Annotated in this window: 18 protein-coding genes; 13 read left to right on the top strand and 5 right to left on the bottom strand. The window is 66.9% G+C overall.

Features of this window, described 5'->3' with window-relative positions; all coding sequences use genetic code 11:
• Nucleotides 1-6: 6 nt before the first annotated feature.
• Nucleotides 7-705 (bottom strand): GntR family transcriptional regulator, encoded by a 699-nt coding sequence (locus tag AC1DQR_RS19790; protein WP_150990592.1) that lies wholly within the window; start codon nucleotides 703-705, stop codon nucleotides 7-9.
• A gap of 399 nt (nucleotides 706-1,104) precedes the next feature.
• Between AC1DQR_RS19790 and AC1DQR_RS19785 the strand changes: the two genes are divergently transcribed.
• Nucleotides 1,105-1,956 (top strand): IclR family transcriptional regulator, encoded by an 852-nt coding sequence (locus tag AC1DQR_RS19785; RefSeq protein WP_477133590.1) that lies wholly within the window; start codon nucleotides 1,105-1,107, stop codon nucleotides 1,954-1,956.
• Nucleotides 1,957-1,986: 30 nt separating this feature from the next.
• On the opposite strand, the gene AC1DQR_RS19780 is transcribed toward AC1DQR_RS19785, so the two are convergent.
• On the bottom strand, nucleotides 1,987-3,234 hold the full coding sequence (locus AC1DQR_RS19780; protein ID WP_477133589.1) for a Zn-dependent hydrolase: 1,248 nt from the start codon (nucleotides 3,232-3,234) through the stop codon (nucleotides 1,987-1,989).
• A gap of 290 nt (nucleotides 3,235-3,524) precedes the next feature.
• Here AC1DQR_RS19780 and AC1DQR_RS19775 point away from each other — a divergent pair, with 290 nt between their 5' ends.
• The 7 genes from AC1DQR_RS19775 to AC1DQR_RS19745 all read left to right on the top strand — a co-directional run bounded on the left by AC1DQR_RS19775 (nucleotide 3,525) and on the right by AC1DQR_RS19745 (nucleotide 11,049).
• A complete protein-coding gene (locus AC1DQR_RS19775; protein ID WP_477133694.1) occupies nucleotides 3,525-5,102 on the top strand; it encodes an ABC transporter substrate-binding protein in 1,578 nt (525 codons plus the stop codon).
• A 147-nt stretch (nucleotides 5,103-5,249) separates the two neighbouring features.
• A complete protein-coding gene (locus AC1DQR_RS19770) occupies nucleotides 5,250-6,200 on the top strand; it encodes an ABC transporter permease (protein WP_416048263.1) in 951 nt (316 codons plus the stop codon).
• Between the two features lie 27 nt (nucleotides 6,201-6,227).
• Nucleotides 6,228-7,115, top strand: a complete 888-nt coding sequence (locus AC1DQR_RS19765; protein ID WP_416048262.1) for an ABC transporter permease — start codon at nucleotides 6,228-6,230, stop codon at nucleotides 7,113-7,115.
• Between the two features lie 4 nt (nucleotides 7,116-7,119).
• Nucleotides 7,120-8,205 carry an ABC transporter ATP-binding protein gene (locus AC1DQR_RS19760; protein ID WP_477133588.1) on the top strand — a complete coding sequence of 362 codons (1,086 nt, stop codon included), beginning with the start codon at nucleotides 7,120-7,122 and terminating at the stop codon, nucleotides 8,203-8,205.
• Between the two features lie 58 nt (nucleotides 8,206-8,263).
• Nucleotides 8,264-9,292 carry an ABC transporter ATP-binding protein gene (locus tag AC1DQR_RS19755; RefSeq protein WP_416048260.1) on the top strand — a complete coding sequence of 343 codons (1,029 nt, stop codon included), beginning with the start codon at nucleotides 8,264-8,266 and terminating at the stop codon, nucleotides 9,290-9,292.
• A 123-nt stretch (nucleotides 9,293-9,415) separates the two neighbouring features.
• Nucleotides 9,416-10,606 carry an amidase gene (locus AC1DQR_RS19750; protein WP_416048259.1) on the top strand — a complete coding sequence of 397 codons (1,191 nt, stop codon included), beginning with the start codon at nucleotides 9,416-9,418 and terminating at the stop codon, nucleotides 10,604-10,606.
• A 32-nt stretch (nucleotides 10,607-10,638) separates the two neighbouring features.
• Nucleotides 10,639-11,049, top strand: a complete 411-nt coding sequence (locus AC1DQR_RS19745) for a DUF3830 family protein (protein WP_477133587.1) — start codon at nucleotides 10,639-10,641, stop codon at nucleotides 11,047-11,049.
• Between the two features lie 52 nt (nucleotides 11,050-11,101).
• On the opposite strand, the gene AC1DQR_RS19740 is transcribed toward AC1DQR_RS19745, so the two are convergent.
• Both AC1DQR_RS19740 and AC1DQR_RS19735 read right to left on the bottom strand, forming a co-directional pair.
• The gene (locus tag AC1DQR_RS19740) at nucleotides 11,102-14,215 is read right to left on the bottom strand and encodes an efflux RND transporter permease subunit (RefSeq protein ID WP_477133586.1); all 3,114 of its coding nucleotides are present in this window, start codon (nucleotides 14,213-14,215) and stop codon (nucleotides 11,102-11,104) included.
• A gap of 9 nt (nucleotides 14,216-14,224) precedes the next feature.
• Complete coding sequence (locus AC1DQR_RS19735; RefSeq protein ID WP_477133585.1) at nucleotides 14,225-15,421, bottom strand: efflux RND transporter periplasmic adaptor subunit; 1,197 nt, start codon at nucleotides 15,419-15,421, stop codon at nucleotides 14,225-14,227.
• Between the two features lie 500 nt (nucleotides 15,422-15,921).
• On the opposite strand from AC1DQR_RS19735, the gene hpnD reads away from it, so the two are divergent.
• The 3 genes from hpnD to AC1DQR_RS19720 all read left to right on the top strand — a co-directional run bounded on the left by hpnD (nucleotide 15,922) and on the right by AC1DQR_RS19720 (nucleotide 19,102).
• Nucleotides 15,922-16,758, top strand: a complete 837-nt coding sequence (hpnD, locus tag AC1DQR_RS19730) for a presqualene diphosphate synthase HpnD (RefSeq protein ID WP_477133584.1) — start codon at nucleotides 15,922-15,924, stop codon at nucleotides 16,756-16,758.
• Between the two features lie 79 nt (nucleotides 16,759-16,837).
• Entirely contained in the window at nucleotides 16,838-18,112 is a 1,275-nt protein-coding gene (locus AC1DQR_RS19725) for a Zn-dependent hydrolase (RefSeq protein WP_416048254.1), read from the top strand.
• Between the two features lie 93 nt (nucleotides 18,113-18,205).
• Nucleotides 18,206-19,102 carry an SMP-30/gluconolactonase/LRE family protein gene (locus tag AC1DQR_RS19720; protein WP_416048253.1) on the top strand — a complete coding sequence of 299 codons (897 nt, stop codon included), beginning with the start codon at nucleotides 18,206-18,208 and terminating at the stop codon, nucleotides 19,100-19,102.
• Nucleotides 19,103-19,228: 126 nt separating this feature from the next.
• Here AC1DQR_RS19720 and AC1DQR_RS19715 read toward each other — a convergent pair whose 3' ends face one another.
• Entirely contained in the window at nucleotides 19,229-19,564 is a 336-nt protein-coding gene (locus AC1DQR_RS19715; protein WP_477133583.1) for a hypothetical protein, read from the bottom strand.
• A gap of 255 nt (nucleotides 19,565-19,819) precedes the next feature.
• Between AC1DQR_RS19715 and ompR the strand changes: the two genes are divergently transcribed.
• The gene (gene ompR / locus AC1DQR_RS19710; protein ID WP_006576352.1) at nucleotides 19,820-20,542 is read left to right on the top strand and encodes an osmolarity response regulator transcription factor OmpR; all 723 of its coding nucleotides are present in this window, start codon (nucleotides 19,820-19,822) and stop codon (nucleotides 20,540-20,542) included.
• Nucleotides 20,543-20,555: 13 nt separating this feature from the next.
• Nucleotides 20,556-21,905: a sensor histidine kinase gene (locus AC1DQR_RS19705; RefSeq protein ID WP_150990620.1), complete on the top strand. Its 1,350-nt coding sequence runs from the start codon at nucleotides 20,556-20,558 to the stop codon at nucleotides 21,903-21,905.
• The last annotated feature ends 202 nt before the right edge of the window (nucleotides 21,906-22,107 follow it).

The raw sequence follows: 22,107 nt of genomic DNA, 5'->3' as shown, positions 1-22,107 counted from the left end.
AAACGGTCAGATGGTCCGGATGATGTTCTTCCGGAATTCGTCAATGTGTTCGCGGATGGCCTCGCGCACCGCCGGCACGTCGCGCCGCTCCAGGGCGTCGATGATCACCCTGTGCTCCTGGTAGACGTTCTCCAGGTGCTGCGGGTCGGACAGCGAGAGGAACCAGAAGCGCGCCTGCTTCTCGTGCAGGCCGCGCAGCAGGTCGGCCAGCACGCGATTGCGCGAGGCGGCCGACATGGCGGTATGGAACTTGAGGTCGAGCGCGGCCAGGCCGGTGATGTCGCGCCGCGCGATCAGGTCGGGCGAGCGGTCGACGATCTCGCGCATGGCCTTGAGATCGCTCTCGTGGGCGCGCTCGCAGGCCAGCGTGGCGCACAGCACTTCGTTGGTGGCGCGCACTTCGATCATGTCGAGCACTTCATTGAGCGACAGCGGCGAGACCAGCACGCCCTTGCGCGGCAGGATCGACACCAGCCCTTCCACTTCCAGCCGGTGCAGCGCCTGGTGCACGGGGGTGCGGCCAATGCCGAGCAAGGCCGCGACCTGGGCTTCGTTGAGCGGCTCGCCAGGACGAAATTCGCAGGAAATGATGCGCCGCTTGATCTCGGCATAGGCCTGCTCGCGCAACGCGGCGCCAGTGGCAGCGCGCGAAGCTGGCTCGGGGGTGTGATCGGCGCCGCCGACCAGCCGGATCGGGTTCGACATGGTGATTCCCGCAGTCTTGAAGTTGTTGTGATACTAGTCTGATATTTCACTGATCGTCAACAAATCAGGAGTGCGGGTAAACACTGAAGGGGAACGAATCGACCGCATTGCACTGTCGCGCATGCGATGCATGTCTCACCCACCCACAACCAGGCAAGCCCCCTGGAAGCCTTATAAAACAAGGCATTCAACCGAAATGAGAAAGCCCGCGCTCCCAAATCGGAGGGCCTGCGGCACCGCCGCTATTCCCAAAGAAAGATAGCCCGAATATCATGGACGGAAACCAAACGAATCGATAATCGATTCAGTCGTATATTGGTGCAATATGCATTCATCGTGGTGCAGGCCTTCCCTGCGATGGTGCCCGCCACCTGTACGAAGACTCGGCGGAACGCGAACATGAACCGGCAAGACCATCAGGAAAACGGCGGCGAAGCGCCGGCCAGCAGCACGGAGAGCGGCACGGAAAGCGACGAAAAATCCGCTCGCCCTGACCCGCTTTTCAATCAGTCGCTGGAGAAAGGGCTGGAAGTGCTGCGGGCTTTCAGCGCAGCCCATCGCACCCTCACGCTGGCCGAACTGGCGGGGCTGACCGGCATGACCAAAAGCTCCGCGCAACGCACCGTGCATACGCTGGAAACGCTGGGCTATATGGCCAAGCACCCGCAGACGCGGCGCTTCCGGCTGACGCCCAAGGTGATGGAGATCGGCTACAACTACCTGTCCGCCGACGCGCTGATCCAGGTCGCCAGCCCTTACCTGTCGCAGCTCGCCAATGCCAGCGGCGAGACCGCCAACCTGACCGAGCCGGTGGGGCTGGAAATGGTCTACGTGGCGCAGTTGATGACGTCGAAGTACATCCCGGTGCTGACGCCCGTTGGCATGCGCATCCCGATGTACTGCACCAGCAGCGGCCGCGCGTACCTGAGCACGTTGCCCGACGATCAGGTGATGGCCATGCTCGAGGACTCGGCCCGGGTGGCGCGCACGCCGTCCACCCTGACCGATGTGGCGGCGATCTTCGAGACGGTGGTGGCTTGCCGGAAGGTGGGCTACGCCTGCAACAACGAGGAGTTGTTCCTGGGCGATATGGGCGTGGGCGCGGCCATCGTCAACAGCCAGGGGCAGGCGGTGGGCGCGGTGCATGTGTCGCCGCCGGCCAGCCGCTGGAGCATGGCCGAGGCGCAGAAAAAGCTGGCGCCGATGGTGATCGAATGCGCGTGGGCGATCTCGCGTTCGATCGCCCACTGAGAAGTTAAATCGCTAAATCGCTGAATGGCATTAGCGCGCGTGCTCCAGCATCGCTTGCAGCAGCACATTGGCGCCGGCCTCGATATGCTCGGGCAGCGCGTCTTCCAGCTCGTTGTGGCTGATGCCGTCCTTGCACGGCACGAAGATCATGCCGGTGGGCGCGCGCTGCGCCACGTACACGGCGTCGTGCCCGGCGCCGCTGACCACGTCCATGTGCGGCAGCCCCAGCGCGGCCGCGGCGCGGCGCACGCTGTCCACGCATGCCGGCGCGAACACGCAGGGCTCGAACTTCACCACCTGGCGGATCGACACTTCCACCGCGCCACGCTGCGCAATCTGCGCGAACGACGCGCGCATGGCGGCGTCCATGCGATCCAGCCCGGCCTGCGAGAGATTGCGCAGGTCCACGGAAAAGTCCACGCGGCCCGGAATCACGTTGCGTGAGTTGGGCGTGACCTGCACGTAGCCTACCGTACCGCGCCCGTGCGGGGCCTCCGCCACGGCGATGCGATTGACTTCATCGATCATGCGGGCGGCCGCCAGCATGGCGTCGTGGCGCAGCGCCAGCGGCGTGGGGCCAGCGTGGGCGTCCATGCCGGTCACGGTCACGTCGCACCATTGCTGGCCGAGCGCGCCCGAGACCACGCCGATCGGCAGCCCGGCGGCTTCCAGCACCGGCCCCTGCTCGATATGCGCCTCGAAATAGGCCGCGAACATGCCCCCCGGCACTTCGCCCACGGGCTGCTCGCCGCGGTAGCCGATCTGCTCCAGCGCCTCGCCCACGCTGATGCCGTCGAGGTCGCGCTGGGCGCGGATGAACTCCGCCTCGAACACGCCGGCGAAAGCACCCGAACCCATCATCACGGGCGTAAAGCGGGTGCCCTCCTCGTTGGTCCAGAACGCCAGCTCCAGCGGCGCGCGGGTGACGATGCCCAGGTCGTTGAGCGTGCGCATCACCTCAAGGCCAGCCAGCACGCCGAAATTGCCGTCGAACTTGCCGCCCGAGGGCTGGGTGTCGATGTGGCTGCCGGTGGCCACCGCGGCCGCATGGGGATCGCTGCCGGCACGGCGCGCGAACACGTTGCCTACCTCGTCGGTGCGCACATCGAGCCCGGCCGCGCGGCACCAGCCGACCACCAGGTCGCGGCCCTGGCGGTCCAGTTCGGTCAGCGCGATGCGGCACACGCCGCCCTTGGGCGTGGCGCCGATCTGCGCGAGGTCCATCAGCGATTGCCACAGGCGTGCTGCGTTAATGCGGGGAAGGTGTTGCTGATCCATGTCGGGAAGCCGGTTGGTTGGGAGTCAGACGGGGAAGTCAGCAAAAAACAGGCCATGGCAGGAACGCCAGCGGAACAAAGCTCGGGCACTGGCAGTGGCATAGGCATAGGCATAGGCACTGGCATATGACTTGCTTAACTGGTTCCGTCTCCCCTTCCCCCCACCCAGGAGCTTTGCCCGTGACCGTTTTCTCTTCCGACTCCGTAAGAAGCGTGAAACCCGGCCTGAAGTCCATCGCCGCCGCTGCCGCGATCACCGCCGTCTCGATCCTTGCCTTGCCGGGCACCGCGATGGCCGAGAAGGTACTGCGCATCGGCATGACCGCCGCCGACATCCCGCGCACGCTGGGCCAGCCCGACCAGGGYTTCGARGGCAACCGCTTCACCGGCATCCCSMTGTAYGACGSGCTGACSCARTGGGAYCTSTCCAAGGSCARCGGCCCCAGCCTGCTGATTGCCGACCTGGCCACGGAATGGAAGGTCGATGCCAAGGACAAGACCAAGTGGATCTTCAAGCTGCGCCCCGGCGTGAAATTCCACGACGGCTCGCCGTTCAACGCCGACGCCGTGGTGTGGAACGTGGGCAAGGTGCTCGACAAGACCGCCAGGCAGTTCGATCCCAGCCAGGTTGGCGTGACCGCCTCGCGCATGCCGACGCTGCGCTCGGCCAAGAAGATCGACGACCTCACGGTGGAGCTGGTCACGTCGGAGCCGGACTCCTTCCTGCCCTACAACCTGAGCAACCTGTTCATGGCTTCGCCCACGCAGTGGGACAAGAAACTGGCCGCCGTGCCGGCCTCGGTGACCGATCCGGCCGAGCGCTCCAAGCAAGCCTGGGTGGCCTTTGCCGCCGATGCTTCCGGCACCGGTCCCTTCAAGATGAGCCGCTTCGTGCCGCGCGAGCGCCTGGAGATGGTGAAGAACGCGCAGTACTGGGACGCCAAGCGCGTGCCCAAGATCGACAAGGTGGTGATGCAGCCGATGCCGGAGGCCAATGCCCGCACCGCCGCGCTGTTGTCGGGCCAGGTCGACTGGATCGAGGCACCGGCACCGGATGCCGTGGCGCAGATCAAGAGCCGCGGCTTTGAGGTCTACGCCAATGCCCAGCCGCATATGTGGCCGTGGCAGCTGTCGTTCGCGCCCGGATCGCCCTGGCTCGACAAGCGCGTGCGCCAGGCGGCCAACCTGTGCGTGAACCGCGAGGGCCTGAAGACCTTGCTGGGCGGCTACATGGCCGAATCCAAGGGCATCGTCGAAAAGGGCAACCCGTGGTGGGGCAACCCCACGTTCGATATCAAGTACGACGCCAACGCCGCGCGCAAGCTGATGCAGGAGGCCGGCTACTCGGCCGCCAAGCCGATGAAGGTGAAGGTGCAGGTCTCTGCCTCGGGCTCCGGCCAGATGCAGCCGCTGCCGATGAACGAGTACGTGCAGCAGAACCTGAAGGCGTGCTTCATCGACGTCGACTTCGACGTGGTCGAGTGGAACACGCTGTTTACCAACTGGCGCATCGGTGCCAAGGACCCGAGCGCGCATGGCGCCAACGCCATCAACGTGAGCTTTGCGGCGATGGACCCGTTCTTCGCCATGGTCCGTTTTGTCAGCACCAAGACGCAGCCGCCGGTCTCGAACAATTGGGGCTACTTCGGCAACGCGGAGTTCGACAAGCTGATCGAAACGGCGCGCACATCGTTCGACGAGAAGGCGCGCGACACGGCGCTGGCCAAGCTGCATGCCCGCATCGTGGAAGAAGCGCCTTTCGTGCTGATCGCGCATGACGTTGGCCCGCGTGCGATCTCCAGGAAGGTCAAGGGTGTGGTGCAGCCGCAGAGCTGGTTTATCGACATCGCCACCATGTCGATGGACTGAGCCGTGCACTAAGCGGCCAGCGCGCGTGGCCGGTCCCGGGCCGGCCACGCGCAGCGCAATCCAGAAGATGCCCGGCCGGCATGCATCGGCCGGGCTCCCCCGAGAAACCACGGCAGGCAACGCTCGCCTTCCTTCCCGGCCACGAACATGCTCTACCTGCTCCGCCGCATCGTCTACGCGATCCCCATCCTGCTCGGGGTCGCCCTGCTCTGCTTCTCGCTGGTCCATATCGCGCCAGGCGACCCGCTGGTGTCGGTGCTGCCGCCCGACGCCTCCGAGGACCTGCGCCGCCAGCTCACCGTGCTCTACGGCTTCGATAAGCCCTTCCTCGAACAATTCCTGCACTGGCTCACCCGCGCGCTGCACGGCGACCTGGGCACCTCCATCGCCACCAACCGCCCGGTGATGAGCGAGGTGATGACGGCGGTGATCAACTCGGTCCGGCTGGCCGCGGTGGCCACGCTGATCGGCTTTACCTTCGGCTGCCTGTTCGGCTTCGTGGCGGGCTACTTCCGCGATTCCGCTGCGGACCGCACGGCCTCCTTCCTGTCGGTCTTCGGCGTGAGCATGCCGCACTACTGGCTGGGCATGGTGCTGGTGATCGTGTTCTCCGTGTTCCTCGGCTGGCTGCCCGCCACCGGCGCCGGCCCCGGTGGCTCCAGCGACTGGGCATGGAACTGGGAGCATATCCAGTACATGGTGCTGCCGGCGGTGACGATGTCGGTGATCCCGATGGGCATCGTGGCACGCACCATCCGCGCGCTCGTGGCCGAAATCCTCTCGAACGAGTTCATCGTCGGCCTCAAGGCACGCGGCTTGTCGGAGCTGGCGGTATTCCGCCATGTGCTGAAGAACGTGGCGCCCACCGCGCTGTCGGTGATGGGCCTGCAGCTCGGCTACCTGCTGGGCGGCTCGATCCTGATCGAGACGGTGTTCTCCTGGCCCGGCACGGGCTTCCTGCTCAACTCGGCGATCTTCCAGCGCGATTTTCCGCTGCTGCAGGGGACCATCCTTGTGCTTGCCGTGTTCTTCGTATTGCTGAACCTGCTGGTCGATGCGCTGCAGACCTTGTTCGACCCGCGCATCCAGCGCAACTGACGCCATCAAGGAAACCCGGGAGCCCCCATGGAAATGACTCTGAAAAAGCCCGCCCTTGTGCCCGTCGTGCAGCGCTCGCCCGGCTACTGGGCCACAGTGGGCAAACGCCTGCTGCGCAACAAGCTGGCCATGCTGGCCGCGCTGATCCTGCTGGCGCTGGTGCTGATGGCGATCTTCGCGCCCGCGCTGATGCCGGCCGATCCGTACGCGGCCTCGATCATGAAGCGCCTCAAGCCGATCGGCACGCAGCACTACCTGCTTGGCACCGACGAGCTGGGGCGCGACCTGCTGTCCCGCCTGATGCTGGGCGCGCGGCTGTCGCTGTTCATGGGCATCACGCCGGTGCTGATCGCCTTTGTGATCGGCAGCGCGCTGGGCATCGTCGCGGGCTATGCCGGCGGCTGGACCAATACCGTGATCATGCGGCTGGTCGACATCCTGTACGCCTTCCCCTCGGTGCTGCTGGCCATCGCGCTGTCGGGCACGCTGGGCGCGGGCGTCGGCAATGCGCTGCTGTCGCTCACCATCGTGTTCGTGCCGCAGATCGTGCGCGTGGCGGAGAGCGTGACCACGCAAGTGCGCAATCGCGAGTTCGTCGATGCGGCGCGCGCCTCGGGTGCGTCGTCGCTGACCATCGTGCGCGCCCACGTGCTCAACAATGTGCTGGGGCCGATCTTTGTCTACGCCACCAGCCTGATCTCGGTGTCGATGATCCTGGCCTCGGGCCTGTCTTTCCTCGGCCTCGGCGTCAAGCCGCCCGAGCCGGAATGGGGCCTGATGCTCAACACGCTGCGCACGGCGATCTATACGCAGCCGCTGGTTGCCGCCCTGCCCGGCGCCATGATCTTCCTGACCTCGATCTCCTTCAACCTGCTCGCCGATGGCATTCGCTCGGCGATGGAAATCAAGGACTGACGCCATGACGGAAACCTGGCAAGACACGGTACCCGATGCACTGGCCAACACCGACGTCGGCGGCCCCGCGCAACCGCTGGTGATCGCGCGCGACCTGATCAAGCACTTCCCGCTCAAGTCGAAACTACCCTGGCGCAGCGGTGGCGAAGTCCGCGCCGTCGACGGCGTCAGCTTCGAAGTGAGAAAGGGCGAAACCCTGGGCGTGGTCGGCGAATCCGGCTGCGGCAAGTCCACCACCGCGCGGCTGCTGATGCAGTTGATCGAGCAAAACAGCGGCGAGCTGATTTTCGATGCGCTGGGCGTGGGATCGGCGCAGTTGCCGATGAAGCGCTACCGCAGCCAGGTGCAGATGGTGTTCCAGGACAGCTACTCCTCGCTCAATCCGCGCCTGACCATCGAGGAATCCATCGCCTTTACCGCGCGCGTGCACGGCATCGACGCGGCCGAAGCCAGCGTGCGCGCGCGCGCCCTGCTGGATCGCGTGGGCCTGGAGCCGGCGCGCTTTGCCGGGCGCTATCCGCACGAGCTCTCCGGCGGSCAGCGCCAGCGGGTGAATATCGCGCGGGCGCTGGTGCTGCGCCCGCGCCTGGTGATTCTCGATGAAGCCGTGTCGGCGCTGGACAAATCGGTGGAGGCGCAGGTGCTGAACCTGCTGCTCGACCTCAAGGCCGAGTTCGACCTTACCTACGTCTTCATCAGCCACGACCTGAATGTGATCCGCTACCTGTGCGACCGCGTGATGGTGATGTACCTGGGCAAGGTCGTGGAGGTGGGCGACACCGAAACGCTCTACGCCAACCCCGCGCACCCCTACACGCGTGCGCTGCTGGCCTCGATGCCGGCAATGGACCCGGATCACCGCACCCAGGTTGCGCCGCTGGCGGGAGACCCGCCCAACCCGATCAACCCGCCATCCGGCTGCAGCTTCCATCCGCGCTGCGCCATGGCACAGGACGTTTGCTCGCGCCGTGCGCCGCAGTTGTCCGAAGCGCTGGCGGGGCATCCGGTGGCCTGCCTGATGGCTAGCGCGGACGGCGGCCACAGCCGGCAGATGCCCGCAGCCGCCAGCCCGCTCGTTGCAGCACCCTGAGGGCCAAATCGTGATTGCACCCGTGAATGCACCCGTGACCGTACCCGCGAACGTACCCATGACCGCACCCAACCACAGCACCGAACCCCAGGCAGCCGCGCCCATGGTGTCGGTGCGCGACCTGCGCGTGACCTTCTCCGGCGGCGGCAAGACCATTCGCGCCGTCAGCGGCGTGTCGCTTGAGGTGGCGCCTGGCGAGACGCTCGCCCTGATCGGCGAATCCGGCTCCGGCAAGAGCGTGACGCTGCGCGCGCTGATGCGCCTGCACCCGCCGCGCCGCACCCGCATGGAAGGCGAGATCCGCATCGACGGCACCGACGTCACCGCCCTCGATGGCCGAGGCCTCGCCCGGTTGCGCGGCGGCAAGGTGGCGATGGTGTTCCAGGAACCGTTGCTGGCGCTGGACCCGGTCTACACGATCGGCCAGCAGATCATCGAGTGCATCCGCACCCACGCCCGTGTGTCCGCGGCCGAAGCGCGCCAGCGCGCGCTGCGCGCACTGGAGTCCGTGCGCATTCCCAGCCCGGAGCGGCGCCTGGCAGCCTATCCGCACGAGATGTCCGGCGGCATGCGCCAGCGCGCCATGATCGCGCTGGCACTGTCGGCCAACCCCAAGGTCCTGCTGGCCGACGAGCCGACCACCGCGCTGGACGCCACCGTGCAGATCCAGGTGCTGATCCTGCTGCGCGAGCTGCAACGCGAGCTTGGCCTGTCGATCGTGTTCGTCACCCATGACATCGGCGCGGCTGTGGAAATCGCCGACCGCGTCGCCGTGATGTACGGCGGGCGCATCGTCGAGGAAGGCCCGATCCGCACCATCCTGCGCGCCGCGCGCCATCCCTATACGATGGCGCTGCTGCAAAGCCGCCAGCACGGCATGGACCGCGGCCAGCGGCTGCAGACCATCGCCGGCTCGCCACCCGATCTGTCGGCCCTGCCGCCGGGCTGCAGCTTTGCCCCGCGCTGCCCGCACGCGCGCGCGCAATGCCTGGAGGCGGTGCCGCGGGCGACCGCGCTGGGTGGCGGGCATAGCGTGAGCTGTGTGCTGGCCAGTGAGCCTGTCGCCCGTGCCGAGGCCGTGGCGTAAGCTCTGTCAACCCGCCGTGACGGTACGGCATGCCGGCGCATGCCGTGTATGCCGTGCGTTCCGTGCCAATATCGCCTTTACTGATTGCTACCCTAGCCCTCACTTTCACCGCTACCCGCATCCATGACCCTGGCCAGCCATCCCTCCCACGCCTTCCTCCCCTACCCTGACGCACCCGTTGCCAATGCGGCCAGCGGCCCCCTCGCCGGCCTGACCTTCGCCGCCAAGGACCTGTTCGACGTAGCCGGCTACCCAACCGGCGGGGGTAATCCCCATGTGCTGGCCATGTCGGGCATCAAGTCCACCACCGCGCCTACCGTGCAGCGGCTGCTGGATGCCGGCGCGGCCTTCGTCGGCAAGACCCATACGGATGAGCTGGCGTTCTCGATGAACGGCAAGAATGCCCACTATGGCGCGCCGGTGAATGGCGCGGCGCCGGGGCGCATCACGGGCGGCTCGTCCTCCGGCTCGGCCTCGGCAGTGTCCAACAAGCTCTGCGACTTCGCGCTCGGCACCGACACCGGCGGCTCGGTGCGCGCGCCGGCCAGCCACTGCGGGCTGTTCGGCATCCGCCCCACCTTTGGCCGGATCTCGCTGGCGCAAACCCTGGCGCTGTGCGACAGCTTCGATACCTGCGGCTTCTTTGCACGCGACATCGGCACCTTCGCGCGCGTGGCCGACGTGCTGCTCGGCAGCGACCCCCGGCCCCTGCCCGCCAGAGCGCGCCTGCTGCTGGCCGAAGACCTGTTCCGCATGCCCACCGCCCCCGCGCTGGACGCGCTGCTGCCGGTGGTCGGCGGCATCGAGGCCGCCTTCGGCAAGGCCACGCCCGTCACCGTGGCGGACCGGCCGCTGGAAGACATCTGGTGGGCCTTCCGCTATGTGCAGGGCTGGGAAGCCTGGCAGACCGACGGCGCCATGATCGAGCAATACGGCCTGCAGCTCGGCCCCGACGTGGCCGCGCGCTTCGCATTCTCCAAGGGCGTCACCGAAGCCCGCCTCGAAGCCTCCAGCGCGATTCGCCGCGCCTTTACCGCGCATCTGGCGGCGCTGCTTGGCGACGACGGCATCCTGATCCTGCCGACCATGCCCGACATCGCCCCGCTGTCCGACGCCGCCGGCGAGGAACTTGAGACCTACCGCAACCTGTCGGCGCAAACGCTGTGCCTGGCGCCGCTGTCCGGCTTCCCGCACCTGAGCCTGCCACTGGCCAGCCGCGCAGGCGCACCGCTGGGCATCTCGCTGATGGGCCCGGCCGGCAGCGACCGCAGCCTGATTGCATTTGCCGAAAAGCTGGTCGCCGCGCTAAGCTGAGCGACCACCCCGATTTCCCCAGGAGAGCCTGAATGGCCCAGATCCGCATGACCGCCGGCGGCTACCAGTTCGTCGCCGAAACCCATCCCGACGCCCCCCTCACCGTGGCGGCCTTCACCAAGCTGCTGCCCTACCGCCAAAAGCTGATCCATGTGCGCTGGAGCGGCGAAGGCTGCTGGATCCCGCTGGGCGAGTTCAAGCTGGGCGTGGATTTCGAGAACCACACCAGCCACCCCTCGGTCGGCGACATCCTGTTCTACCCCGGCGGCTACAGCGAGACCGAGATCATCCTGGCGTATGGCAGTTGCTGCTTTGCCAGCAAGATGGGCCAGCTGGCGGGCAACCATTTCCTGACGATCGTGCAAGGCAAGGAGAACCTGCGCGCGCTGGGCACCAAGGTGCTGTGGGAAGGCGCGCAGGACGTCAGCTTCGAGTTGATGTGAGATAGGGAGCGTGCTCGGCGGTTCTGCCGTCAGAGCACGCCCGGGCACGCGTTCAGCGTGCCAGCACCGCCCCGCCCGGCTCCGGCGCCTTGACCCGGAACCAGGCCGCATACAGCGCCGGCAGGAACAGCAGCGTCAACGCCGTCGCAATCACCAGCCCGCCCATGATGGCGACCGCCATCGGCCCCCAGAACACGGAGCGCGACAGCGGGATCATGGCCAGCACGGCCGCTGCCGCGGTCAGGATGATGGGGCGGCAGCGCCGAACGGCGGATTCGACGATGGCATCCCACACCGGCTCGCCGGCACGGATGTCCTGCTCGATCTGGTCGACCAGGATCACCGAGTTGCGGATGATCATGCCGAGCAGCGCGGTGATGCCAAGCTGCGCAACGAAGCCCATCGGTGCGTTGAGCAGCAGCAGCGTGGCGGCGGCGCCGATCAGGCCAAGCGGCCCGGTCAGGAACACCATCAGCGCGCGCGAGAAGCTGTGCAGCTGCAGCATCAGCAGCGTGAAGATCAGGAAGATGCACAGCGGCAGCTGCGCGGCGATCGACGCGCCGGCCTTGCCGCTTTCTTCTTCCGCCCCGGCCACCGTGATGCGGTAGCCCGCCGGCAGCTGCGCGCGCAGCTTATCCAGCTTGGGATTGATCTGCGCCGTCACGGTGGGGCCCTGGATGCCTTCGACCACGTCGGCCTGCACGGTCACGCCAAAGTCGCGGTTCTCGCGCCAGATCACGCCCGGCTCGGAGCGAAAGGCGATGCGCGCGACCTGGGTCAGCGGCACCACGCGGCCGCTGGCGGTAGGCACCTGCACGTTCTGCAGGTCGGACATGGCGTCGCGCTCGTTGCGCGGCGCGCGCATCAGGATATCGATCAGCTTGTCGCCATCGCGGTATTGCCCCACCGCCACGCCGGTCAGCACCGTCTGGGTCACCCGCGCCATCGCGGTGGTGCTGACGCCGAGCGCGCGCGCGCGGTCCTGGTCGATGTCCAGGCGCAGCACCTTGACGCTCTCGTTCCAGTTGTCGTTGACCCCCACGGTGTTGGGGTTGGCGCTCATCACCGCCCTGACCTCGTCAGCCAGCTTGCGCACGCCGGCGGCGTCCGGCCCGATCACGCGGAACTGCACCGGATAGGGCACGGGCGGGCCGTTCGGCAGCAGCTTGACGCGGCCGCGCAATTGCGGGAAATCGCGCGCCAGCAGGTCCACCACGCGTTGGCGCACCCGGTCGCGCAGCGCGACTTCGGCCGGCATCACGATCACCTGCGCCACATTGGTCTGCGGGAAGATCTGGTCCAGCGGCAGGTAGAAGCGCGGCGCGCCGCTGCCGACGAACGTGGTCAGGCTGGCAATCTCGCGGTCCCCGCGCAGCGCGGCCTCGAAGCGCTTGGCCTCGGCCTCGGTCTGCGCAAAGCTGGTGCCCTCCGGCAGCCACAGCTCCACCATCAGCTCCGGCCGGCTCGAGTCCGGGAAAAACTGCTTCTCCACAAACTTGAAGGCGTAGAGGCCGAGACCAAAGGCCACCAGCGTGATGACGATCACCGTCTTGCGCCACGTCACGCACCAGTGCACCAGGCGGCGGAAGCGGTTGTAGAACGGCGTATCGAACACCTCATGCTGCTCGCCCTCGCCAGCGGGCCGCGCCTTGAGCAGCAGGTAGCCCAGGTAGGGCGTGAAGTAGACCGCGGCCAGCCACGACAGCACCAGCGCCATCGCGGTCACGGCGAAAATGGCGAAGGTGTACTCGCCCACGGTGGAACGCGCCAGCCCCACCGGCAGGAAGCCGGCGGCGGTGATCAGCGTGCCGGTCAGCATCGGCATGGCGGTGGAAGTGTAGGCGAAGGTGGCGGCTTCCATCTTGGAGAAGCCCTCCTCCAGCTTGCGCACCATCATCTCCACGGCGATGATGGCGTCGTCGACCAGCAGCCCCAGCGCCACGATCAGCGCCCCGAGCGATATCTTGTGCAGGCCGATGCCGAAGATGTTCATGAACAGGAACGTGACGGCGAGCACCAGCGGAATGGTCAGCGCCACCACCAGGCCCGGGCGCACGTCAATGCGCAGCGGCTTGGTATGCAGCCCGAGCGAGACAAAGCTCACGCCCAGCACGATCACCACGGCCTCGATCAGCACGTGCACGAACTCGCCCACCGACCGCTCAACGGCCTCGGGCTGGTTTTGCACCTGGTCCAGCTCGATGCCGACTGGCAGCTGCCCGCGCAAACCGTCCGTTGCGGCACGCAGGTTCTTGCCCATGGCGATGATGTCGCCGCCGCGCTCCATCGAGATGCCCAGCCCGATCACCTCCTTGCCCTGGAAGCGCATCTTGCTGGCCGGCGGATCGACATAGCCGCGGTACACATGGGCGATATCGCCCAGGCGGATATTGGCAATGCCGTTGGGGCCGCGCAGCACCAGGTTTTCCAGGTCGGCCACGTTGGCGAACTGGCCCGACAAGCGCACCTGCAGGTTGTCTCCCGGGGTCACCAGCACGCCGCTGGCGGTCATGCTGTTTTGCTGCGAGATCTGGTCGGCGATCGCATTGATGTCCAGCCCGAGCTGGGCAAAGCGCGCCTGGTTGAATTCGATGTAGACCTTCTCGTCCTGCAACCCGATCAGCGACACCTTGGCGACGGACGGCACACGCAGCAGTTGCTGGCGCACCAGGTCCGCGTACTCGCGCAGCTCCTTGTAGTTGAAGCCGTCGGCCGAGAGCGCGTAGATGGAGCCATACACGTCGCCAAACTCGTCATTGAAGAACGGGCCGCGCACGCCCGGCGGCAGCGTCTGCGCGATGTCGCCGACCTTCTTGCGCGCGGTGTACCAGATCTGCGCGGTGTCCTTGGCCGGCGCGGTGTCCTTGAGCTGGAAGATCACCGTGGTCTCGCCGGGCTTGGAGAAGCTGCGGATCTTGTCGGCGTAGGGCACTTCCTGCAGCTGGCGCTCGATCTTGTCGGTGACCTGCACCGCGATCTGCTCGGCGGTGGCGCCGGGCCAGAACGCCTGCACCACCATCACCCGGAAGGTGAAAGGCGGGTCTTCGTCCTGACCGAGCTGGAAAAAGGCAAAGAGCCCGCCCAGCAACAGCACCACCAGCAGGTAACGGGTCAGTGGCTGGTGCTCCAGAGCCCAGCGGGACAGGTTGAAACGGGAATGATCCATGCCGGCGCCTTAGTTGCGCACGGCTGGCGTGGGCACCACGGCCTGCAGCGGCTTGACCTTCTGCCCGGGCTTGAGCAGGTGCACGCCCGCGGTGACGATGGTCTGGCCGGGCGATAGCCCCTGCCTGACCTGGATCTCGTTGCCCTGAAGCTCGCCCAATGTCACGTTGACCGGCTGCACGGCGCCCGTTGCCGCGTCGTACACCCAGACCTGGTTGCTGCCCTGCTTTTGCAGCAGCGCGGAGAGCGGCACCCGCAGCGCGGCAGCGTCGCCGGTACGGGTGAAGGTGACCACGGCGGTCATGCCGAACTTGAAGTCGGCCGGTGGATTGGGCACGCTGATGCGCGCCGCGTAAGTGCGCGTCACCGGGTCGGCCATTGGCGAAATCTCGCGCACGCGGCCCGGCAGCGGCCGGCCGGGCTCGGCCCAGGTGCGCACGGTGACGTCGGAGATGCCGCGCAGGCGCTCGACCTGATCCTCCGGCAGGCCAACCGCGACCTCCTTCTCCGCGGTTTGCGCCACCCGCACGACCGACTGGCCGGCCGCCACGACCTGGCCGACCTCTGCCTCGATCAGCGTTACCACGCCATCGGCGTCGGCGGCGAGCACACCGTAGCCGGTCTGGTTGGATTGGTTGCGCAGCCCCGCCTCGGCCTGGCGCAGGCGGGAGGCGGCGGAGTCAAAGGTGGCCTGGCGGCGTTGCTGCTCGGCCGCGCTGATGAACTTCTTGGCGAACAGCTCGTTGTAGCGCTTCAGATCGGCCTCGGCGAGGTCGCGGTCGGTCTTGGCCGCGTCGTACTGGGCCCGCGAGCCGGCTTCCGCCAGGCCGAGGTCGGCGGGGTCGAGGCGGGCAAGCGGCTGGCCCTTGCGCACGGTGGCGCCCACGTCGACCAGGCGCGCGGCAATCTTGCCGCCCACGCGAAAGCCTAGCCGCGACTCGATCCGGGGCCGCACATCGCCCGAGAACTCGACCTCCGTCTTGCCTGCGCCCGGTTGCAACTGCATCAGGCGCACCGGGCGGATCTCTGGCGCCTTTTCTGCCTGACGGCTGCAACCCGCCAGCGCCACTCCGGCGAGCAGCAGCAGGGTCACCAACGCGCCGCGACCGCGCATGCGCAAGCCGGCCGCGAATGCGTTCGCGCTGAAAAGCGTGGAAAAAGGCACTTCGATGGCCACAACTTCCGGCCCGGGATGAGGCACTGGCATGAGTTAAGCGTTAGATCGGTGGCACGGTTTGCACTGCGGCAGGCACGGCGCGGCGTGGCGGCGATTAATAACTCGCCGGTCAGTAATGTAACGGCGTGAAGCTGAAAGCGTCAAATGGCGCGCGGAGGGGGATACCGGAAACGCACTTTTCAAACAGGGCACCCACCCTGGATCCCAAGTCGGACGCAGGAATCGCGCCGGGCGCGGCCAAATGCCGCAGCGCTGGGTATCCGCGCGGCCCGAAGTGCACGACGGCGCCCTCGCCCGCGGCCAGTGCCGCCGGGAGGGCGATGCTACAATCCGGCCCGTCGCCCGCGCTGCCTTGCCCCCCGTCGTGGAATGGCCTGACGACTGGAAATCGCGGCTCTTGGCACAGGCCCCCTGGCTAGCGCATCGCGCCATCTCGCCACACCGGTCGCCCCGCGCCGGCCAGGCTGCCGCGGCGACAGCGCAGGCATATAGCCCCCCATAGCCCCCCATTTCACCGACCCGAGCCTGGCGTGACGCCCGATCAGTATTGCCAAGAGAAAGCCGCGCAGAGCGGCTCCAGCTTCTATTACAGCTCCCTGTTCCTGGCGCCCGAGCGGCGGCAGGCCATTACCGCCCTCTATGCCTGGTGCCGGGAGGTCGACGATGTCGTGGACGACACCCAGGACGCCAGCGTGGCCTATCAAAAACTGGCCTGGTGGCGCAATGAGCTCGCCCAGATGTTCAACGGCGCGCCGACCCATCCCGTGACCAAGGCGCTGCAGCCGCACGCGCAAGCCTATGGGCTGACCCAGCCGATGTTCAACGAAGTGCTCGAAGGCATGGAGATGGACCTCAACCAGTCGCGCTACCTGGATGACATCGCGCTCGCGCGCTATTGCCATTGCGTGGCCGGCGTGGTCGGCACCATGAGCGCCCGGATCCTCGGCCAAACGGATCCGCGCACGCTCGAATACGCCGAAAAGATGGGCTTGTCGCTGCAGATGGTCAATATCCTGCGTGATGTGGGCGAGGATGCCCGGCGCGGCCGGATCTACCTGCCGGTAAACACGCTGCAGCGCTTCCAGGTGCCGGTCTCCGAGGTCAACCAGGCCACGCACTCCGATCGCTTCGTCACGCTGATGCGCTACCAGGCCGAGCAGGCCCGCACGCTGTACCGCGAGGCGCTGGCGCTGCTGCCCGCTGCCGACCGCCGCGCCCAGCGCGCTGGCCTGGTCATGGGCGCGATCTACCAGACGCTGCTCGACGAGCTGGAGGCGAGCGAGTTCCAGGTGCTGAACCAGCGCATCTCGCTCACGCCCATGCGCAAGCTGTGGGTCGCGTGGAAAACGTGGATGCGCAACCGCTGAACGCCACGTCCTGCCTTTTGCACCGCTACCTGCTTTCACTGCCTTCGCTGCCTTCACTGCCTTCACTGCCCGAGCTGCCATGACCCAATCCGCCTCCCCACTCCTCCCGCTTGGCCAGACCATTCTCGACCAGGCCGCGGCGCTGGCCCGCTTCTCGGATATGGAAGGCGGCCTGACCTGCGCCTACCTGACCCCGGCCCACCGCGCCGCGCAGGCCCAGCTGGTGGCATGGATGGAGGCGGCGGGCATGCAGGTCCGCATCGACGCCATCGGCAACGTGATCGGCCGCTACGCCGCCGATCCTGCCGTGGGCGACGGCGCGCGCGTGCTGATGACGGGCTCGCACTTCGACACCGTGCGCAACGGCGGGCGCTATGACGGCCGGCTTGGCATCCTGCTGCCCGTGGCGGTGGTTGGGGCGCTCAACGCGGCCGGCATCCGCCTGCCCTATCACTTCGAGGTCGTGGGCTTTGCCGAGGAAGAAGGCCTGCGCTTCAAGACCAGCTTCCTGGCCAGCAGCGTGCTGGCCGGCCGCTTCGACCCSGCCCTGCTGGATCGTGCSGACACCGACGGCGTGACGCTGCGCGAAGCCCTGGCCGCCTCTGGCCTGCCGGGCGCGGGCGGCGTCGATGCGCTGCGCGCCGCGGCGGTAGACCCCGCCACCCTGCATGGCTTTGTCGAAGTCCATATCGAGCAAGGCCCGGTCCTGCTGCACCACGGCCTGCCGCTTGGCGTGGTCACGCAGATTGCCGGCAGCAGCCGCTTCCAGGTCCGCGTCGAGGGCCTGGCCAGCCACGCCGGCACCACGCCCATGACCCTGCGCAAGGACGCCGCGGCGGCGGCGGCCGAGATGGTGCTGCTGGTGGAGCAGCGCTGCGGGCTAGTGCCGACGCTGGTAGGCACGGTGGGCCAGTTGCAGGTGCCCAACGGGTCGAGCAACGTCATCCCCGCCGAATGCGTGTTCTCGATGGACATCCGTGCCGGCGAAGATAGCATCCGCGAAGCCGCCATTGCCGACATCGTGGCGGGCATCCAGGCCATCGCCGAGCGTCGCGGCCTCAGCGCCGGCGTGGAACGGGTGACGCCGGTCAACAACGCCCCCTGCGCGCGCTGGCTGATGGACCAGTTCGGCGCGGTGCTCAAGAAGCGCGGGCTGGACGCGTTCGAGCTGCCCTCGGGCGCCGGCCACGACGCCATGATGATGCAGCGCATGACCGACGTGGCGATGCTGTTCGTGCGCTGCGGCAACGGCGGCATCAGCCACAACCCGCTGGAAACCATCACGGCCGACGACGCCCAGCTCGCGGCCGAGGTCTTCGTCGACTTCCTGCGGCATTTCCAGCCCCGCGCCTGACCCCCACCGCGGCGCGCTTGCGGTCCCGGCACAAATCGTATTGGATGTAGGCACACCAATCACAAGATCGAAAGATCACAACGGAGACACTGCATGGCGCACCGCGAACTATCGGTCCTGACCGAGGGGCACACCTTTCTGGAAGGACTGCGCTGGCACGATGGCCGGCTCTGGCTGTCGGATTTCTACACCCACCGGGTGATGGCGGTGAGCCTGGATGGCGCCGTCGAACAGATCGCCGAAGTGCCGCAACAGCCATCCGGCATGGGATGGCTGCCGGACGGGCGCCTGCTGATCGTCTCCATGCGCGACCGCAAGCTGCTGCGCCGCGAGCCGGATGGCAGCCTCGTGGTACATGCCGACCTGTCCGGCGTGGCCAGCGGGCACGTCAACGACATGGTGGTGGACCAGCACGGCCGCGCCTATGTGGGTAATTTCGGTTTCGACCTGATGGCCGGCGCCCCGATGCGCACCGCGAGTCTGGTGCGGGTCGACCCGGATGGCTCGGTGACCGTGGTGGCCGATGGCCTGTTCTTCCCCAATGGCTCGGTCATCACGCCGGACGGCAAGTCCCTGGTGGTGGGCGAGACCCTGGGCAATCGCATCTCGGCCTTCGATCTGCACGCGGATGGCTCGCTGGGCCCGCGCCGTGACTGGGCCCTCTTCGGCAGCCAGCCCACGGGATCGGATCTCGGCCAGGTGCTGGGCGGCGCGAAGGTGGCGCCGGACGGGTGTGCCCAGGATGCGCAAGGTGCGCTCTGGGTGGCTGACGCCATCGGCAATCGCGTATTGCGGGTAATGCCGGGCGGGCGCATCGATGAGGAGATTGCCTGCGGAACGGGCATCTTCGCGGCCGCCCTGGGTGGCCCGCGTGGCACCACGTTGTTCCTGGCCGCCGCGCCGAACTTCGACGAGGCGCAGCGGCGCGCTTCGTGCCAGGGCCGTATCCTGATGACGGAAGTCGAAGTGCCGCACGCCGGCCTGCCATGAGGCTATGCGGCTGTGAGGCTGTGAGCCTATGAGGCGATGGGGCTATGGCGCTGAAGTAGGACGGACGCCGATATCGCGCTCGCCGCGCAGCGTGTCAAGCTGCACGCATGTGCGCGTGCCTCGCTCCTAGCCGCCCTGGTACATCTCCCGGCCGAGTTCGTACAGGTTCTGGCGCAGCTTGCGCCGCTCGTCGGGCGAGAGCTTGTCGTTCGGGGACGCGTGGGGCAGGCGCTCGTTCATGTCACGCTCGGCGCGGTACTTTCCGGCGCGCGCTCGCGCCTCGTCCTGGCTGTAGCGCTCGTTGCGCGGGGCGGCCTCGCGGGGTGCTGGCTTGCCAGCGCCCGGGAACAAATGCGCCATGCCGGGCGATTGCGGGTACCCCGCACTAGCGGCAAGCAACAGCGCAACAGTCGCGCCGGCGCGGGAAAGGGTATGCCCGGCGCGCTTGCAGGTGACTTTCATTGATAATGGCGGTTTGGGCTTCGGAAACGGTGGTTACAGGACCGCCGGAAGCCGGACATCCAGTAGCCCCGCCTCGCCACGTCATGGCAGTGAACTACACGGCGGACGCCCACGAAATCCCCGCGGGACTGGCTACGGAAACGGTATGCGGCAGTTTAAACGCAGGGTGGATGCGCGCCTTCATACCTCGGGGTAAAGTATGTAACCTTTTGTTAAGCCATTTTGACCGAAAGCGTTTGTCGCTAAGATACCGCCATGGAAAATACCAGTCACAAGATTCTCGTCGTAGACGACGACCCCCGTCTGCGCGACCTGCTGCGCCGTTACCTTGGCGAACAGGGCTTCACCGTACTGGTAGCTGAGAACGCCACCGCGATGAACAAGCTCTGGTTGCGCGAGCGTTTCGACCTGCTAGTGCTCGACCTGATGATGCCCGGTGAAGACGGCCTGTCGATCTGCCGGCGCCTGCGCGGCGCCAACGACCAGACGCCCATCATCATGCTCACTGCCAAGGGCGAGGACGTCGACCGCATCGTCGGCCTCGAAATGGGCGCCGACGACTACCTGCCGAAGCCCTTCAACCCGCGCGAACTGATCGCGCGGATCCACGCCGTGCTGCGCCGCAAGGGCCCCGCCGAAGTCCCCGGCGCGCCGTCGGAAACCCCGGAGACCTTCGCCTTTGGCGATTTCGTGCTCAATCTCGCTACCCGCACGCTGACCAAAAATGATGAGGAGATCACCCTGACCACCGGCGAATTCTCGGTGCTCAAGGTCTTCGCCCGGCATCCGCGCCAGCCGTTGTCGCGCGAGAAGCTCATGGAAATGGCGCGCGGCCGCGAGTACGAGGTATTCGACCGCAGCCTGGACGTGCAGATCTCACGGCTGCGCAAGCTGATCGAACCTGATCCGGGCAACCCACGTTTCATCCAGACGGTCTGGGGTCTGGGCTACGTCTTCATCCCCGATGGCGTGAAGTAAGGCGCCGCGCATCGTGGCGACTGTCATCAGCCGCACGGCTACGCGCCTGTTCGGTTCGCTGTTCTGGCGAACCTTCATGCTGATCGCCCTATTGCTGGCGATCTCGCTGGGTATCTGGTTCCAGAGCTATCGGCTCTTCGAACGCGCGCCGCGCGCCCAGCAGATCGCCATGCAAGTGGTCAGCGTGGTCAAGCTCACGCGTGCCGCCCTGCTCTATTCCGATCCCGCGCGGCGGCGTTTCCTGCTGCTCGACCTGGTGCAAAACGAGGGCATCAAGGTCTACCCGCGCGAGAAAGACGACGATTTCTCCGTGCCCACCACGAACCCCTTCCTGACCCAGCTGGTGCAGCAGGAGATTCGCAGCCGGCTCGGCGAAGGGACCGTGATCGCCACCACCGTGAACGACATTCCCGGCGTATGGGTGAGTTTCGAGATCGAGGGCGACGATTACTGGGTGGCGATCAGCCCCGAACGGTTCGAGCGCGTGCCCGGCATCCAGTGGCTCTGGTGGAGCATCGCCGCGCTATTGCTGTCGATCATCGGCGCAGCCTTTATCACGTCGCTGGTCAACCACCCGCTCAAGCGGCTGGCCAACGCGGCACGCGCCATCGGCGGCGGTGGCGACCCGCCCACCCTGCCTGAGCACGGCGCCAGCGAAGTGGCGCAGGCCAACCACAGCTTCAACCAGATGGTGCGCGACCTGCGCCAGCTCGACGACGACCGCGTCGTCATGCTGGCCGGCATCTCGCACGACCTGCGCACGCCGCTGACGCGCCTGCGGCTGGAAACCGAGATGTCCCCCGTGGATAACACCACGCGCGAAGCCATGATCGCCGACATCGAACAGATGGACGCCATCATCGGCCAGTTCCTCAACTACGCCCGCCCCGCGCTGGAGACGGTCGAACCCGTCGACCTGTCCGCACTCGTGCAAGACGCCGTCGGCGTCTATGGCGCGCACGACGACGTACGCGTCCATGTCCGCGCCGGCGACCCCGTAATGGCCGTGGCCAACCGCATGGAAGTCCAGCGGATCCTGGACAACCTGGTCGAAAACGCCCGCCGCTACGCCAAGGACGAAGACAACGGCGTAGCCGTGGTCGAGATCAGCACCCGCATCGAAGACAAGGAAGCCGTGCTGACCGTGGCCGACCATGGCAGCGGCGTGCCGGAAGCGCAATTGCCCTTGCTGACCCGGCCCTTCTACCGGCTCGATGGCGCACGCAGCGAAGCCAAGGGCGCCGGGCTGGGGATGTCGATCGTTAATCGGATCTTGCAGCGAAATGGGGGGAGGTTGATGTTGGCGAACCGGCCGCCGCCGGCAACGGGGTTGGTAGTTAGTGCGTTTTTCAGGCGGGCGTAGATTGAGATGCTGGCTGCAACTGCTTAGCTGCTTAACTGCTTAACTGCTTAACTGCAAAGTCAAAGGCAGTTTCACTACCCCTGCGGGGCGGCGACCTACTTTTTTGTCTTGCCAAAAAAGTAGGCAAAAAAGGCGGCCATACGGCCTTGGTACACCTCCACGGCTCGCTTCGCATCGCCATGGGTGTTTCCCGCCCCCAGGC

It is taken from the genome of Cupriavidus sp. 05L411 (assembly GCF_056398045.1).
The sequence above is the reverse complement of the archived record's forward strand: the minus strand, read 5'-3'. Positions and strand labels throughout refer to the sequence as shown.